Raw genomic sequence first — 14,709 nt, 5'->3', positions numbered from 1 at the left:
GTATTCATGGGAAATTGGCAATTTTGGCAATTATTGCATAGTAATCGTCAGCTTGCGCTATGGCACTTGATCTGCTGTCTCTCTAATATGTCAAAACATATATTCCACAGAACCAACCCATGACCGATCAGTCCGTCGCCGCCAAGCAATCCCCCTGCAAGCCGCTACACAAGGTTCGTTTCGTGACGGCTGCATCGCTTTTCGATGGCCACGATGCCTCCATTAATATCATGCGCCGGATCCTCCAGGGCACTGGAGTCGAGGTGATCCATCTGGGTCATAACCGCTCCGTGGAAGAGATCGTGAACGCGGCTTTGCAGGAGGATGTACAAGGTATTGCCATATCCTCTTATCAGGGCGGCCACGTCGAGTACTTCAAGTACATGATTGATCTGTTGCGGCAGCGTGGCGGGGAAAATATTCAGGTCTTTGGCGGGGGCGGCGGAGTGATCGTGCCGGCCGAGATTCGGGAACTGCATGACTATGGTGTGGCCCACATCTACTCGGTCGAGGATGGCCAGAAGATGGGCCTGCAGGGCATGATCAACAACATGGTTGAGCACTGCGACCTGGACCTCGTTTCCTTAGCGCCCCTGGACTTCGACGGCATGATTGCGGGCGACCGCCGAGCCCTGGCTCGGGTCATTACCGCACTGGAAGACGGAGCCTGGCCCCAGGCGCGGCGAGAGGAACTGCTTCAAAGAGCTCATGGACTAAAGGTTGCCACCCTCGGCATCACAGGCACCGGTGGTGCGGGCAAGTCCAGCCTCACCGACGAATTAATCCGACACTTCCGTCTCGATCAGGAGGACAGTCTGAAGATCGCGGTGATTTCTATCGATCCCTCTCGGAAGCGCACTGGTGGCGCCCTTCTGGGAGATCGCATTCGCATGAATGCCATCGAACATCCAAATATTTTCATGCGTTCCCTGGCCACTCGGGACACAGGAAAAGAGGTATCCCGCGCCTTGCCCGAGGTTATTGCGGCCTGCAAATTGGCAGGCTTCGATCTGGTGCTGGTGGAGACTTCCGGCATCGGCCAAGGGGATGCGACCATCGTGCCCCTTGTGGGCAGTTCGCTTTATGTAATGACCCCGGAATTTGGTGCGGCAAGTCAGCTGGAAAAAATCGATATGCTGGACTTTGCCGATTTTGTCGCCATCAACAAGTTCGACCGGCGCGGCGCGGCGGATGCCCTGCGGGACGTATGCAAACAGGTGCAGCGCAACAGGGAATTGTTCGATCGTTCGCCGGAGGAAATGCCTGTCTTCGGCACTCAGGCCAGCCGGTTCAATGACGATGGCGTTACGGCTTTGTATCAGGCCATTGTCCCTGCGCTGGTGGCGCAGGGCCTCAAGCTTGCACCGGGCAAGCTGCCTGCCGTGGCGGTGCGCCACTCTTCCCAGAGCAGGGCCATTGTGCCGGCGGAACGTAGCCGCTATCTGGCGGAGATTGCCGATACCCTGCGCGGCTACCACCGGCAAGTGAGTGAACAGTCCCGCATTGCTCGCGAGCGCCAGTCCTTGCGTATTGCCAAGGGACTTTTTGAACATTGCGACAAGCCGACGACGTACTTTGACGAACTAATTCGTCAGAAGGATGGGGAACTGAACGCCCACAGCCGCAAGCTGCTGGAGCTATGGCCAGCGTTGTTGCAGTCCTATGCCGGCGATGAATATGTGGTGAGAATCCGCGACCAGGAAATCCGTACCGGCCTGGTTTATGAGTCCCTCTCTGGTACCAGGATTCGCAAGGTGGTGTTGCCCCGTTACGAGGACGAGGGGGAGACCCTCAAGTTCCTGATGCGGGAGAACGTACCCGGCTCTTTTCCTTACACCGCCGGCGTGTTTGCTTTCAAGCGTGAAGGCGAAGATCCCACCCGCATGTTTGCCGGCGAGGGCGATGCCTTCCGCACCAACCGTCGCTTCAAGAAGGTCTCCGAGGGCATGCCGGCCCATCGTCTGTCCACGGCCTTTGATTCCGTCACGCTCTACGGCTGCGATCCGGACCGGCGCCCGGATATCTACGGCAAGATCGGCAACTCCGGGGTTTCGATCGCCACCCTGGACGACATGAAGGTGCTCTACTCGGGCTTCGACCTCTGCGCCCCCAGTACCTCCGTGTCCATGACCATCAACGGCCCGGCCCCCATGGTCCTGGCCATGTTCTTCAACACGGCCTTGGATCAGCAGATCGAGAAGTTTTATGCCGACAATGGCCGTGAGCCCTCTGAGGATGAAGCCGAGAAAATCATGGCCTGGGTACTGTCCAACGTGCGCGGCACAGTACAAGCGGATATCCTCAAGGAGGATCAAGGACAGAACACCTGTATCTTCTCCACCGAATTTGCCCTTAAGATGATGGGCGACATTCAGGAGTTCTTTGTGCACCATCAGGTGCGCAACTTCTATTCGGTCTCTATCTCCGGCTACCACATCGCCGAGGCGGGGGCGAATCCCATTTCACAACTGGCTTTCACCCTCGCCAATGGCTTTACCTATGTGGAAAGCTACCTGGCCCGGGGCCTGCATATCGACGACTTTGCCCCTAATCTCAGTTTCTTTTTCAGCAATGGCATGGATCCAGAATATTCGGTCATCGGCCGTGTTGCCCGTCGCATCTGGGCCGTGGCCATGAAGCACAAATACGGCGCAAACGAGCGCAGCCAGAAATTGAAATATCACATTCAGACTTCGGGGCGTTCACTCCATGCCCAAGAGATGGACTTCAACGATATCCGCACCACGCTACAGGCTCTGATTGCCATTTACGACAACTGCAACAGCCTGCACACCAATGCCTATGACGAGGCAGTTACCACGCCAACGGAGGAGTCGGTGCGGCGGGCCATAGCGATCCAGTTAATCATCAATCGTGAGTGGGGCGCCTCAAAAAACGAGAATCCCAACCAAGGCGCCTTCATCATCGAGGAGTTAACCGATCTGGTGGAAGAGGCCGTGCTCAAGGAGTTCGAGGCCATCGCTGCTCGGGGCGGGGTACTGGGGGCCATGGAGACCGGTTACCAGCGCGGCAAGATCCAGGAGGAATCCATGCGCTACGAGCACATGAAGCACGATGGTAGCTACCCCATCATTGGCGTGAACACTTTCCTAGACCCTCATGGCAAGGTGGTCCCCGACCAGATCGAACTAGCCCGCTCTACCGAAGAGGAAAAGCTGTCCCAGCTTTCCCGTCTGGCGGAGTTTCAGGCCCGCAATGCCGAAGTATCGCCAAGCTGGCTGGAAAAACTCAAAGTTGCCGTGATCGCTAACGGCAATGTTTTTGCCGTGCTGATGAATGCTGTTCGCTATTGCTCCTTGGGGCAGATTTCCACCACGCTCTATGAGGTGGGAGGCCAGTACCGGCGCAACGCTTGAGGGCAGACCCTGGTAGGAATGCTCGAAGCTGATCTGTACTTATCGATATTATTACAACTGGGAGTTCTGTTTTCGTGAGCACCTATATTGCGCCATTGAAAGATATCCGCTTTGTTATTAAGGAACTGGCTGACTTGGAGGGCTTGACACGTATGCCCGGCGGCGAGGAAATCACACCAGAAGTGGTTGACGCCATTTTGGAACAGGCTGCCCGCTTCGCCAGTTGCGTGCTGGCACCCCTGAATCGCAGCGGCGATCTCGAAGGTGCCCACTGGCATGATCGTCAGGTGACGTCGCCCCGGGGTTTCAAGGAAGCCTATCGCTGGTTCGTTGACAACGGCTGGTCCGCATTGTCCTGCCGTCCCGAACATGGCGGCCAAGGCCTGCCGAGGCTCGTGGCGGCGGCGGTATCGGAGATGTGGAAATCTGCGAACCACGCCTTTTCCCTCTGTCCCATGCTCACCATGGGTGCCATCGAGGCTCTTGAGCTCTGCGGCAACCCGGAGCAGAAGGCACTGTATCTACCGAAGATGGTCAGTGGTGAATGGACCGGTACCATGAACATCACCGAGCCCCAGGCTGGCTCCGACCTAGCTGCCATCCGTACTCGGGCCGAACCCCAAGGTGACGGCAGCTACCGCATCTTCGGCCAGAAGATTTTTATCACCTGGGGCGACCACGATATGACGGACAACATTGTCCATCTGGTTCTGGCCCGCACGTCTAATGCGCCAGAGGGTGTCAAGGGCATCTCCCTCTTCGTCGTCCCCAAATTTCTGGTCAATGCTGACGGCAGCCTGGGAGAGCGGAACGATGCATGGTGCGTCTCGGTGGAAAAAAAACTGGGCATCCATGCCAGTCCCACATGTGTGATGGCCTTCGGTGACAACGGCGGCGCCATTGGCACTCTGGTAGGTCAGGAAAATGAGGGCCTGAAGTACATGTTCATCATGATGAACGCCGCCCGCTTCGCAGTGGGGCTGGAAGGCTTGGCGGTGGCCGAGGCTGCCTACCAGAAGGCTCTGAGCTATGCCCGGGAGCGGATACAAAGTCGCGCCATTGAAGGCTCCACCGAGCCGATAGCAATCGTCCATCATCCGGATGTGCGACGCATGCTGATGACCATGAAGTCCAAGGTGGAGGCTATGCGGGCCCTAGCCTACCGTGTGGCCGGTATCCAAGACCTGGCCCAGCGCCATGCTGATCAGGAAGAGAGGTTCCGGAACCAGGCCTTGGTGGATCTACTGACACCCGTGGTTAAGGGCTGGCTGACGGAGACCGGCAACGAAGTGGCCTCCTTGGGAGTACAGATCCATGGCGGTATGGGCTTCATTGAGGAAGCAGGAGCCGCCCAGTATTTCCGAGATGCCCGCATCACTACGATTTACGAGGGCACGACCGGCATCCAGGCCAATGATCTGATCGGCCGCAAGATTGCTCGGGATGACGGTGTCACAATGAAGGTACTGCTGGAACAGATGAAGCAGACCTGGTCGGAAACGGCACGCCAAACCGACCCAGAATTTGCGGTTATCGCTGACGCATTGGCCGAGGGCATTGTGGCTGTCGAAGAGGCAGTGAATTACATCGTCGCTGGCTACCTTGATGACCTCCGTTCCGTTGCGGCGGGGGCAGTGCCTTTCCTGAATTTGATGGGCATTGTTTGCGGCGGGTGGTCCATGGCATTGGCAGCGCTGGCAGCAAAGGCCCACATTGATGGTGGTAACAGGGATGATTTCTATCCTGCCAAGATTACCACTGCCTGTTTCTTCGCCACGCACATACTGCCGCAAGCCCCGGCTCTGGCCAGGGTAGTTCTCCAAGGGGGGAGTAGTACACTGGCATTGCCGGAATCCATGTTTTGAAGATAGTCATAGTCGCTGCCGGCATTGGCGAGCGCATTCTTGACCGCTACGACGGCAAGTTCGGGTGCGGTATCACTGCTGTCCAACATAGCAAAAACCGGTTGGGGGGTGCTCTGAATTGATGGGGGTTCTGAGGGGGAATGGCGAATTTTCGAGTTGGTGCCTCCATGTGCTGCCCGAGATCAAGCAAAGGCCAGATCGGCCTGAGAGTTGCCTTGGGGATCGGGTGGTGTGGCGAACGGTTCGTTGAGCCAAGCCATCAGATCGTGGTGGGTAAAGAGATTCATGCGCAGGAGGGCAACTAGGTTAGCCAAGCTCCAGCCGAATCGGGAGGACATTTGCAAGTAGCGCAGCAGCAACATCGAGATCAAAGTATTGCGGTCGACGGTGGAGGACAACTATAGTTTATAAGGTCTATATTGTCGCTACGTTAATAGTGGCCCGCTCAGGGCATTTGGATTTGGACTCCCAAGTAATGAAGCGAGACAGTCTTGAAGGCGGTCAGCAGAATGCAAGCTGAAGTCCCGGCCAAGGACTCGAGAACAATAATTCACCAGGGAAGAGACATGCATATCACCCACTTTCTGAAATCGCCGGGATGCCGACGCCTGGCAAATTTCCTGTTGCTCGCGATGGTCTGGAGCCTGGCGCCGATGGTGCTCGCCCAAGACAATCCGGCTCCCGCCGCCACGTTGGGCGTTGGCGAGATGTTCATGCAGGCGCACATCGTCGTCAAGGCGGTGATGATTTTCCTCGCCCTGCTCTCGCTGCTGACCTGGACCGCGTTAGTCGAAAAGCTGCTGATGTTCGGTCGTGCCAGAAACGCCAACGCGAGGTTTCTTGAAGAATTCCGGCGTGGCGCGCAAGGGCACGACCTGCCCGGCGGCAACGATGCAAGCGCAATGGGCCGCATGTGGCTGGCCGCGCGCGACGAGATCGACCAATTCCGCAAGACGCACAACACGATGCCGTCGCCGCACCAGGCCGACCGTCTGCTGCAGCGCCTGGCGCTTTCGGCCGGCATCGTGCAGGAACGCGAGTTGTCGCGCCTCAGTTCGATGATGGGCGTGCTGGCGACGATCGGTTCCACCTCACCCTTTATCGGCCTGTTCGGCACGGTGTGGGGCATCTTGAATAGCTTCGCCCACATCGCGGTCAGCAAGTCGACCAACCTCGCCGTCGTCGCGCCGGGCATCGCCGAAGCCTTGCTCGCCACCGCCATCGGCCTCTTTGCCGCGATCCCGGCGGTGATGATCTACAACAAGTTCGTGCGCGACATCAACGGCTTCGTCGGCGCGCTCGACAACTTCTCGGCGGAAATGATCGCCGTTGTTTCGCGCAAGTTCGACGCCGCGGGCTGATTATGGCGATCCAGTTGGGTTCCGGCGCGCAGGTCAAGCGCCACAGCTATCAACAGAACGCGGAGATGAACGTCACACCATTCGTGGACGTGATGCTGGTGCTGCTGATCATTTTCATGGTGGCCGCGCCGCTGGCGACGGTGGATGTGCCGGTCGACCTGCCGCCCAATGCCGCCGCGCCGAAGCCGCCGCCCACCGAGCCCGTGTACATCAGCGTGCAGAAGGACGGCACGGTATTCATCCAGAATGACCATACCACGATTGCCGGCCTGCCGGCGTTAATCAAGTCCTACACCAAGGGTGATACCGAAACGCGCCTGTTCCTGCGTGGCGATATGCATGCCGAGTATGGCCGTCTGATGGCCGTGATGAATGTGTTGCAGAGAGGCGGCTACACCAAGATCGGTCTGGTTGCCGAGGAAGAAAGCGCGCAGTGAAGTGGCTGGAACGCTCCGGCTCCTTTGTCGTTTCGCTGCTGGTTCATACGGCGCTGCTGCTGTGGCTGCTCTCCGCCAACCTCGCCGGCGAACCGCCGCAACCGCAGCCCTCTGTGCCAATTGCCGTCGAACTGGTCAAGCTGCCGCCACGGCCACTACCACCCAAGGAAGAGCCCAGGGAGCCGGTCAAGGCGAAGGCACGGAAGCAGGAGCAACAGCCAGAGCGCGCACCGAAACTACCGCCGGTCGAAGCCGGACCGCCGGCGCACGAGATTTCCAGTAACGATGACGAATGGGTTTCGCCGCGGGTCAACAGCAACAAGAGCTTCAGCAATGTTAGCCGCCGTGTTCCTCCCGACTATGCCGAAAAGGTGAAGTCGCAGGTCATCGCCAACACCGAGTATCCCGAGGATGCAGTTTACAAGAAGCAACGCGGCGACAAGGGACCTCCGGTTCGTCAGCAGTGCCGCGTGGCCTACGAGATCATTATCGATCGCAACGGCAACAAGCTGTCGTACAAATTCGATCCCTGCGGCAGCGACAAGCTCGATGCTGCCGCCAACGCGGCATTGAGCAAGTCCGGCCCCTTCCCACCGCCGCCCGACACGGGCGCGGAAAGCTACGTGATTTACGGGGTGCAGATATTTCGTTTGAAATAAGTCGTCGGAGGCAGCAATGAAACAGTCGCAGCGCAGGATTAAGGTTGGCTTCGTGTTGCTTTCGCTATTGCTCGCTGCCTGCGCTTCGAAGCCGCCGCGGCTAATGTTGCCGGTCGAGAGCGAGATGCCGGAACCGATCCGCTTCAAGGCCAGCTTCGATTGCACGCAATCCGCCTCCACCCTGCAGGATGTCGTCTGCGCCGACAACGCGCTCGCCACGCTCGACCGCGACATGGCAGATGCCTACCGCACCAATCTGCGCTCGCTCGATCTGGTTGGCCGCATGCAGCTCATTGCCAACCAGCGCCACTGGCTGCTCGGACGCGCGCCGCAGTGCAAACTCTCCGCCACGCGCCTCGGCACCGCCAAGCCGGATCCTAAACAAGTGGCCTGCCTCTCCAGCTACTACCGCAACCGCATCGCCGAACTCAAGACCTGGCCGCAACCGCAGGCGTGCGAAGTGGCCAGCCGCATCGGCGCCGACAAGTTTCATCCGCTTTCCGCCTATGTCGAGTTCCGCCTCGTCGATGGCCGCGATGCCACGTTGTGCGCCGGTTTTTCCAAGCAATTCAATGATGCCATCGGCGCCCACGGTGACGTCAACTTCGCGCGTATGAACGGCTTTGCCGAGATAGCAGGTACTCACGGCACGGCCAGTGCCACTAGCGATGGTCGCAGCTACAGCGTCGGCCTCTACGATGCCGGCCCCTATGCGAGCTATCAGCGGCGCGCCATCGGCTTCGACATCGACGGCCAAACCGCGATCCATGATCGCTCCATCGGCGAGTGGGTCGCCCAGTTGCCCAACGCGGGAGGACGCTTTGGCGATACCTCATCGCAAACCCGCGACTACGCCGCCATCGATGTGTTCCGCTTTCAGCAGCGCAGCTTTGCCCTCGTCACCGAAGCCTGGGGCTATTATTCCGCCGCCGCGCTGGGCGAATCCGATTACGCCGGGGTCTATGACCTCTCCAGTGGCAGCGCGCAGCCGCTGTGCCTGTATTCGACCTATCTCGTACCGCCCATCGCGCGTGCCTTCGACACGCTGCCTGCTTACAAGGCGCTCAACCAGACGCTGCTGCAGATGAGCGGCGAACCGCCGATGCTGGAAATGGACGAGCGCAGCGACGAGAGCCTGCTGCAACGCGAGACGGAATGGAATCTGCTCAACATGCCATTGGTCGCGGTCGGTGAAATCGAGCGCTTCGGCCGTGAGGCCGCGTTGCGTCAGCGCCATGATGCCGCGCTCGACGCGATCTGGTCGTGGTCCGAACGTAACGTGCCGAGCAAGTTGCTCTACCGCCGCCTGCTGCCGATGGTGCAGCCCGCCTATGACGAACTCGTCGCCAGCTTCCAGCACACGCAGGGGCTCAAGCCTGAAGAAGCGCAGATCGCTGCCAACCTGATGATCATGGATCTGATCGATCGCGCGGCGGAGAACCTGTCCGATTTCAACAGTGCGAAAGCAGCGCCGCTGCTACCTTTCGCCCAGTACAACCCGCGCTATGCCCCTGCCCCGGTGCCGGGCGATCTGGAGCGCGGCCGCAAACTCGCCACGCTGCACAGCGCCGCGCTCAATCGCGCCCCGGCCGCGACCATCGCCGACTTCATCAAATACGAAGCGGCCATGCCGACGCGCGGCATCGGCCCTGCCGGCGATACGGCACTCATGGCGGCGGTGCGCGTGCCGGAAACAGTGAAGCAATTGCTCGACGCCGGCTTCGACGTCAACGCCGGCAACGACTGGAAAAAAACTGCGTTGATGGCCGCCGCGCAAGCCAACCAGCTCGCCAGCACGCTGCTGCTGCTTGATGCCGGGGCCAACGTAAATGCCGCCACCATCGCCTGGCATGCAGATGATGCCGGCGCCGTGGACAACGACGAAGGGGCTGTCGCGGGCCGTACAGCGCTGATGTACGCCGCTGCCAACGGCAGCGCGGAACTCGTGCAATTGTTGGTGTCGCGTGGCGCGAATGTCAATGCGCGCGATGCGAGAAACGATACGGCGTGCAGTTACTTGAAGCAAAACACCATTGTGTCAGAGACTGAGCAAAGGGCGCTCAAGACATCGCTTTGTCGCTAACCCGGATATTTCATGAGATGAGGTCGGCGGTTCCACCGACCTCATCTCATGAAATATCCACGCTAAACACCACCGCATTCTGCGGCGGATTGAGGTACAACCCAATGACGTCTGCAGCCTTGGCTTCAAAATCGGAGTCGTTGGAGGCCAGATAGCCTTCGAGTCGATGCGGCTTGATACCGTGCTTGGCTCAAATGCGCACCATTGTCATGTGAGAGATATTCCCACCCAGTTCAGCTGCCAGCTTGCGAAACGAACAGTGTGTCGATCTATCCGCCGGCTTGTGCTTAGTGGTATCTACCTGCACAACAGGCCGGATATAAAAACTGCAGCCTATCTGTTCCAACACACAAAAATCGTCCTTGGCAAGCGGGTGACATCCATATAAAGCTTCATTTTGGTCGTCCCTTTCTATCAAGCGCTTGTTACAGCACTTCCACTTTGGCACATTGATGCTGTCTCAGAAGGGGGCGACCATCCCATTACATTCACCGACGGTAATTTTCTTCATTTCTTGCTTTTGATTTTCACTGTGTCTCTGTGGTGAATGGGTTTTGTTTCAAAACAAGTCTTGATATTCCGTCGCTCGCGTAGCGATGTTCATAGTGTCGAACAGATCGGTGATCACGGCCAGCATGTCGGCACCGGCCTCGATCACGCTGCCCGCGGTACCGAGTGTAATGCCGCCAATGGCGGCAAGGGGAAGACCGAAACGCTTTGCCTCCGTCAACAGCGAGAGTGGCGCATTCACCGCATCGGGCCGCGTGTGCGAAGCGAACACCGCACCAAAGGCGAGATAATCCGCGCCTGCCGCTGCCGCCGCTTCGGCACGGGAAAGCTCGTTGTAACAGGAAACGCCGAGAATCTTGTCCGGCCCCAATGAACTGCGCGTCGCGACAGGATCGCCATCATCGCGGCCGAGATGGACGCCGTCGGCACCGATCTCCAGCGCCAGGGCGAGATCATCGTTGACGATCAGCCTGGCGCCGGCGGCGCGGCAAATGCGCAGCAGTTCGGCGGCTTGCGCCCGGCGTAGCGGCGGTGCAGCGGTCTTGTTGCGATATTGCACCAGCTTGACGCCGCCCTGCAGCGCCGCGCCCACCATGGCGGAAAGCCGCGGCAACAAATAGTCGTCGGGCGTTACGGCATACAAGCCGCGCAATTGATCGCGTACCTCAGCCGACATAAAAATTCCATGAGCGAAGCGGCCAAACCGACCAAGGCGCGTTCTCAACCTTGGGCCTTGAACATTGAGCCTTGAACCTGCTATTCATCGTCTTCTCTTGCCCAGAAAAAACGGTCGGGGATGTGCTGCCCCATGCCGGGACCCCCTATGCAAACTCAATTAACAGGTCCTGTGCGCCGACCGCGTCGCCTGGGACGACGTGGACTGCGAGTACCACGGCATCACATTCCGCCTTGAGCATGGTTTCCATCTTCATGGCCTCGATTGAAATAAGTGGATCACCCTTGGATACCTTGTGGCCAGGCTGAACCGCTAGTGTTACTACCGTGCCGGGCATCGGTGTACCTATCTGGCGTGGATTCCCTGCCTCGGCCCGCGCACGTGACTTGATCGGGGCGATGCCAGCTTTCGATACGCGCACTAGGCGCGGTTGGCCGTTGACCTCAAAAAATACCTTGACCTGTCCCTCCTCGTCAGGCCCAGCTGTGCCTTGGAGCGAGATGATCAACGTTTTGCCGCGGTCGATAGAGACATTGATCTCTTCGCGATCCTCGAGTCCATAGAAGAAGGCTGGTGTCGGCAACAGAGAGACATCGCTGAAATGGCTGCGATATTTCGCATAATCCTTAAAGACCTTCGGATACATCAAGTAGGATGCAAGGTCGGTATCCTTGATTTGGCGCCCGATTGCAGCTTCGGCCTCGGCGCGCTTAGCTTCCAGATCTACCGCCGGCAAATAATCCCCGGCTCGCCCCGGTAGCGCCTTGCCACCCTTGAGGACTTTGCGTTCAAGATCCTTCGGAAATCCGTCAAGCGGAAAACCGAGTTCGCCTTTGAAAAGTGAGACGACCGAATCCGGAAACGCGATGTCGCGCTGTGGGTCGAGTACGTCATCAGAAGTAAGATTGTTGGCCACCATGAACAGCGCCATATCACCTACAACCTTTGAAGTTGGCGTCACCTTGACGATGTCGCCGAATAGCAAATTCACTTTGGCGTAGGCCTGCGATATCTCCGCCCAGCGCTGCGCCAGGCCCATCGCCCGCGCCTGCTCACGCAGGTTAGTGTATTGACCTCCAGGCATCTCGTGACGATAAACGTCGGCAGTACCAGAACGAATATCGGCCTCAAATGGCTCATAGAAACGGCGCACACCTTCCCAGTATTGGGATAGAGCTTGCAGCGCGCCGGCATCCAGTCTTGAGTCCCGTACGGATCCCGTTAGTGCCGCCACGATGGCACCCAGATTTGGCTGGGACGTAAGACCGCTCATGGAATCCATCGCCGCGTCTACTGCGTCAACGCCGGCTTCGATTGCCGCCAGCACGCTCGCCGCCGCAGCGCCGCTGGTGTCGTGGGTGTGAAAGTGGATGGGTAAGCCGACCTCCTCCCTGAGCGCTTTCACCAGCGCTGCTACTGCCTGCGGCCGGCAGACACCTGCCATGTCCTTGATGCCGAGGATATGCGCCCCTGCCTTCTCAAGTTGCTTCGCTATGTCGACGTAATATTTTAGGTTGTATTTCGGCCGCTTTGCGTCGAAAAGGTCGCCGGTGTAGCAGATTGCTGCTTCACATAGAGCACCACTGTCGATCACTGCGTCCATGGCCACCTGCATGTTCTTCACCCAGTTCAGCGAGTCGAAGACGCGGAAGACGTCTATACCTTCCTTAGCCGCTTGGGCGACAAAGTGGCGTACCACGTTGTCGGCGTAGTTGGTGTAGCCGACTGCATTCGAGGCGCGCAGCAGCATTTGGAACAGGATATTCGGTACCGCCTGGCGCAGGCGGGCGAGGCGCTCCCATGGATCCTCCTTGAGAAATCGCATGGCGACGTCGAAGGTAGCACCGCCCCAGCACTCGAGCGAGAACAACTCTGGCAGAGCCCGCGCATAGTATGGGGCAATCGCGACCATGTCAGCGCTACGCATCCTGGTAGCAAATAGTGACTGGTGGGCATCGCGCATTGTGGTGTCTGTGAATAGCACCCGCGACTGATCCTTCATCCAGGCCGCAAATCGCTGCGGACCGAGTTCCCGCAATCGATCACGCGTTCCCGGCGGCACCGACGTAGCGAGATCGCAGGATGGCATTATTGGCTTACTCAGTGGCATGATGGGATTGAGCCGCCCCTTCATTTCCGGATTGCCGTTAACCACTACTTCGCCGAGATAGCGAAGTAATCGGCTCGCGCGATCGCGTCGCTTTTGAAATCTATACAGATCGGGAGTGGTGTCGATGAAGCGTGTGGTGCACTCACCTGACTTGAAGAGTGGATGGGCAATGACATTCTCAAGGAACTGCAGGTTGGTGGCTACACCGCGAATTCGAAATTCACGCAGTGCCCGATCCATACGCGCGATGGTCTCATCCGGCGTATGTCCCCAGGACGTTACTTTCACCAGCAAGGAGTCGTAATGTGGAGTGATGATTGCACCAGCGTATGCGGTGCCGCCGTCGAGACGAATGCCGAAACCGGCCGCACTGCGGTAGACACTAAGCCGCCCGTAGTCCGGGGTGAAGTTATTCTCGGGGTCCTCCGTGGTCACACGACATTGCAGGGCATGGCCATTAAGCCGAATATCTTTTTGGCATGGTACGAAGGAATTTACTTCACCGATGCGCGCTCCTTCGCTGATCCGGATTTGTGCCTTGACGATGTCGACTCCTGTGACTTGCTCGGTAACTGTGTGCTCGACCTGGATGCGCGGGTTGACCTCCATGAAGTAATAGTTATCGCTGTCAACATCGATCAGAAATTCGACGGTTCCTGCATGGGTGTAACCCACCGCGTGACCCAGTCGCAGTGCCGCTTCGCATAACTCTAAGCGGTGTGCCGTAGTTAGGTAGGGCGCAGGTGCTCGTTCAACCACTTTCTGGTTGCGCCGTTGCACAGAGCAGTCACGCTCGAACAGATGCACCAGATTGCCATGGGTGTCACCCATGATCTGGACCTCAATATGGCGTGCCCGGCGGACCAGTTTCTCGAGGTATACCTCATCGTTGCCGAATGCTGCCAACGCCTCGCGCCGCGCCAATTCCAGCATGGGCGCAAGATCGGCCTCGGCTTCAACGACGCGCATGCCGCGCCCGCCGCCGCCCCAGCTGGCCTTGAGCATGAGTGGGTAGCCAACCTCCGCAGCGAGGCGCTTTGCTTCTTCAATTTCATATGGTAGCGCGCCTGTCGCCGGCATTACTGGCACACCAGCATGCTGGGCTAATGCTCGTGCCGATACCTTGTTACCAAGATTCCTCAACACCTCCGGGTTTGGTCCGATGAAGGTCAACCCAGCCTGTGCACAAGCATAGGCAAAGTCTGGGTTTTCCGAAAGGAAACCGTAGCCGGGGTGTATCGCATCGACGCTGGCTTCCTTTGCGACGCGGATGATGTCTGCGCCGTCCAAATATGCGGCGACCGGCTTTTTACCTACGCCGACCAGATACGACTCGTCGGCCTTATAGCGATGCAGCGCAAAGCGGTCTTCATTAGAGTATATGGCTACGGTGCGGATGCCCATCTCTGATGCACCGCGTAGCACGCGGATGGCAATTTCGCTGCGGTTAGCGACTAGCAGGCTGCGTATTGGTTTCATGGATTAGATATCATGTATTGAACTGCCACACCTCAAGCGACGAGGGTTACGCTTGGGGTTTTTCAACCTAAATCGTTCGCGACCTCGGCCCTTGCGCGACAACGCGCCCTCGCAGTATCTTTCATCATCGGGGCGCCGCAGCTACTGCTGCA

At 58.4% G+C, this 14,709-nt stretch carries 9 protein-coding genes and 1 pseudogene; 6 read left to right on the top strand and 4 right to left on the bottom strand.

The window, feature by feature from the left end; all coding sequences use genetic code 11:
- Nucleotides 1-119 precede the first annotated feature (119 nt).
- Nucleotides 120-3,377 (top strand): fused isobutyryl-CoA mutase/GTPase IcmF, encoded by a 3,258-nt coding sequence (icmF, locus tag K5E80_RS15110; RefSeq protein ID WP_220636937.1) that lies wholly within the window; start codon nt 120-122, stop codon nt 3,375-3,377.
- Between the two features lie 74 nt (nt 3,378-3,451).
- Nucleotides 3,452-5,242: an acyl-CoA dehydrogenase gene (locus K5E80_RS15105; protein ID WP_220636936.1), complete on the top strand. Its 1,791-nt coding sequence runs from the start codon at nt 3,452-3,454 to the stop codon at nt 5,240-5,242.
- 182 nt (nt 5,243-5,424) lie between these two features.
- On the opposite strand, the gene K5E80_RS15100 is transcribed toward K5E80_RS15105, so the two are convergent.
- Nucleotides 5,425-5,640 (bottom strand): hypothetical protein, encoded by a 216-nt coding sequence (locus tag K5E80_RS15100; protein WP_220636935.1) that lies wholly within the window; start codon nt 5,638-5,640, stop codon nt 5,425-5,427.
- Between the two features lie 168 nt (nt 5,641-5,808).
- On the opposite strand from K5E80_RS15100, the gene K5E80_RS15095 reads away from it, so the two are divergent.
- The 4 genes from K5E80_RS15095 to K5E80_RS15080 are packed head-to-tail and all read left to right on the top strand — an operon-like array spanning nt 5,809 to nt 9,782.
- The gene (locus K5E80_RS15095) at nt 5,809-6,603 is read left to right on the top strand and encodes a MotA/TolQ/ExbB proton channel family protein (protein WP_220636934.1); all 795 of its coding nucleotides are present in this window, start codon (nt 5,809-5,811) and stop codon (nt 6,601-6,603) included.
- A 2-nt stretch (nt 6,604-6,605) separates the two neighbouring features.
- Nucleotides 6,606-7,040, top strand: coding sequence for a TonB system transport protein ExbD (gene exbD, locus K5E80_RS15090; RefSeq protein ID WP_220636933.1), 435 nt, complete (start codon nt 6,606-6,608; stop codon nt 7,038-7,040).
- A complete protein-coding gene (locus tag K5E80_RS15085) occupies nt 7,037-7,699 on the top strand; it encodes a TonB C-terminal domain-containing protein (RefSeq protein WP_220636932.1) in 663 nt (220 codons plus the stop codon). The genes exbD and K5E80_RS15085 overlap by 4 nt, the downstream gene beginning before the upstream one ends.
- A gap of 16 nt (nt 7,700-7,715) precedes the next feature.
- Complete coding sequence (locus K5E80_RS15080; protein WP_220636931.1) at nt 7,716-9,782, top strand: ankyrin repeat domain-containing protein; 2,067 nt, start codon at nt 7,716-7,718, stop codon at nt 9,780-9,782.
- 55 nt (nt 9,783-9,837) lie between these two features.
- Here the strand turns inward: K5E80_RS15080 and K5E80_RS17245 are convergent.
- From K5E80_RS17245 to K5E80_RS15070, 3 genes and pseudogenes are all read right to left on the bottom strand, one after another.
- Nucleotides 9,838-9,969 (bottom strand): annotated as a pseudogene (locus tag K5E80_RS17245) (IS630 family transposase); the annotation flags it as partial.
- Nucleotides 9,970-10,341: 372 nt separating this feature from the next.
- Entirely contained in the window at nt 10,342-10,968 is a 627-nt protein-coding gene (thiE, locus tag K5E80_RS15075) for a thiamine phosphate synthase (RefSeq protein WP_220636930.1), read from the bottom strand.
- A 145-nt stretch (nt 10,969-11,113) separates the two neighbouring features.
- A complete protein-coding gene (locus tag K5E80_RS15070; RefSeq protein WP_220636929.1) occupies nt 11,114-14,557 on the bottom strand; it encodes a pyruvate carboxylase in 3,444 nt (1,147 codons plus the stop codon).
- Nucleotides 14,558-14,709: the final 152 nt, after the last annotated feature.

This window comes from Georgfuchsia toluolica, assembly GCF_907163265.1.
GTDB classification, from domain to species: domain Bacteria; phylum Pseudomonadota; class Gammaproteobacteria; order Burkholderiales; family Rhodocyclaceae; genus Georgfuchsia; species Georgfuchsia toluolica.
The sequence above is the reverse complement of the archived record's forward strand: the minus strand, read 5'-3'. Positions and strand labels throughout refer to the sequence as shown.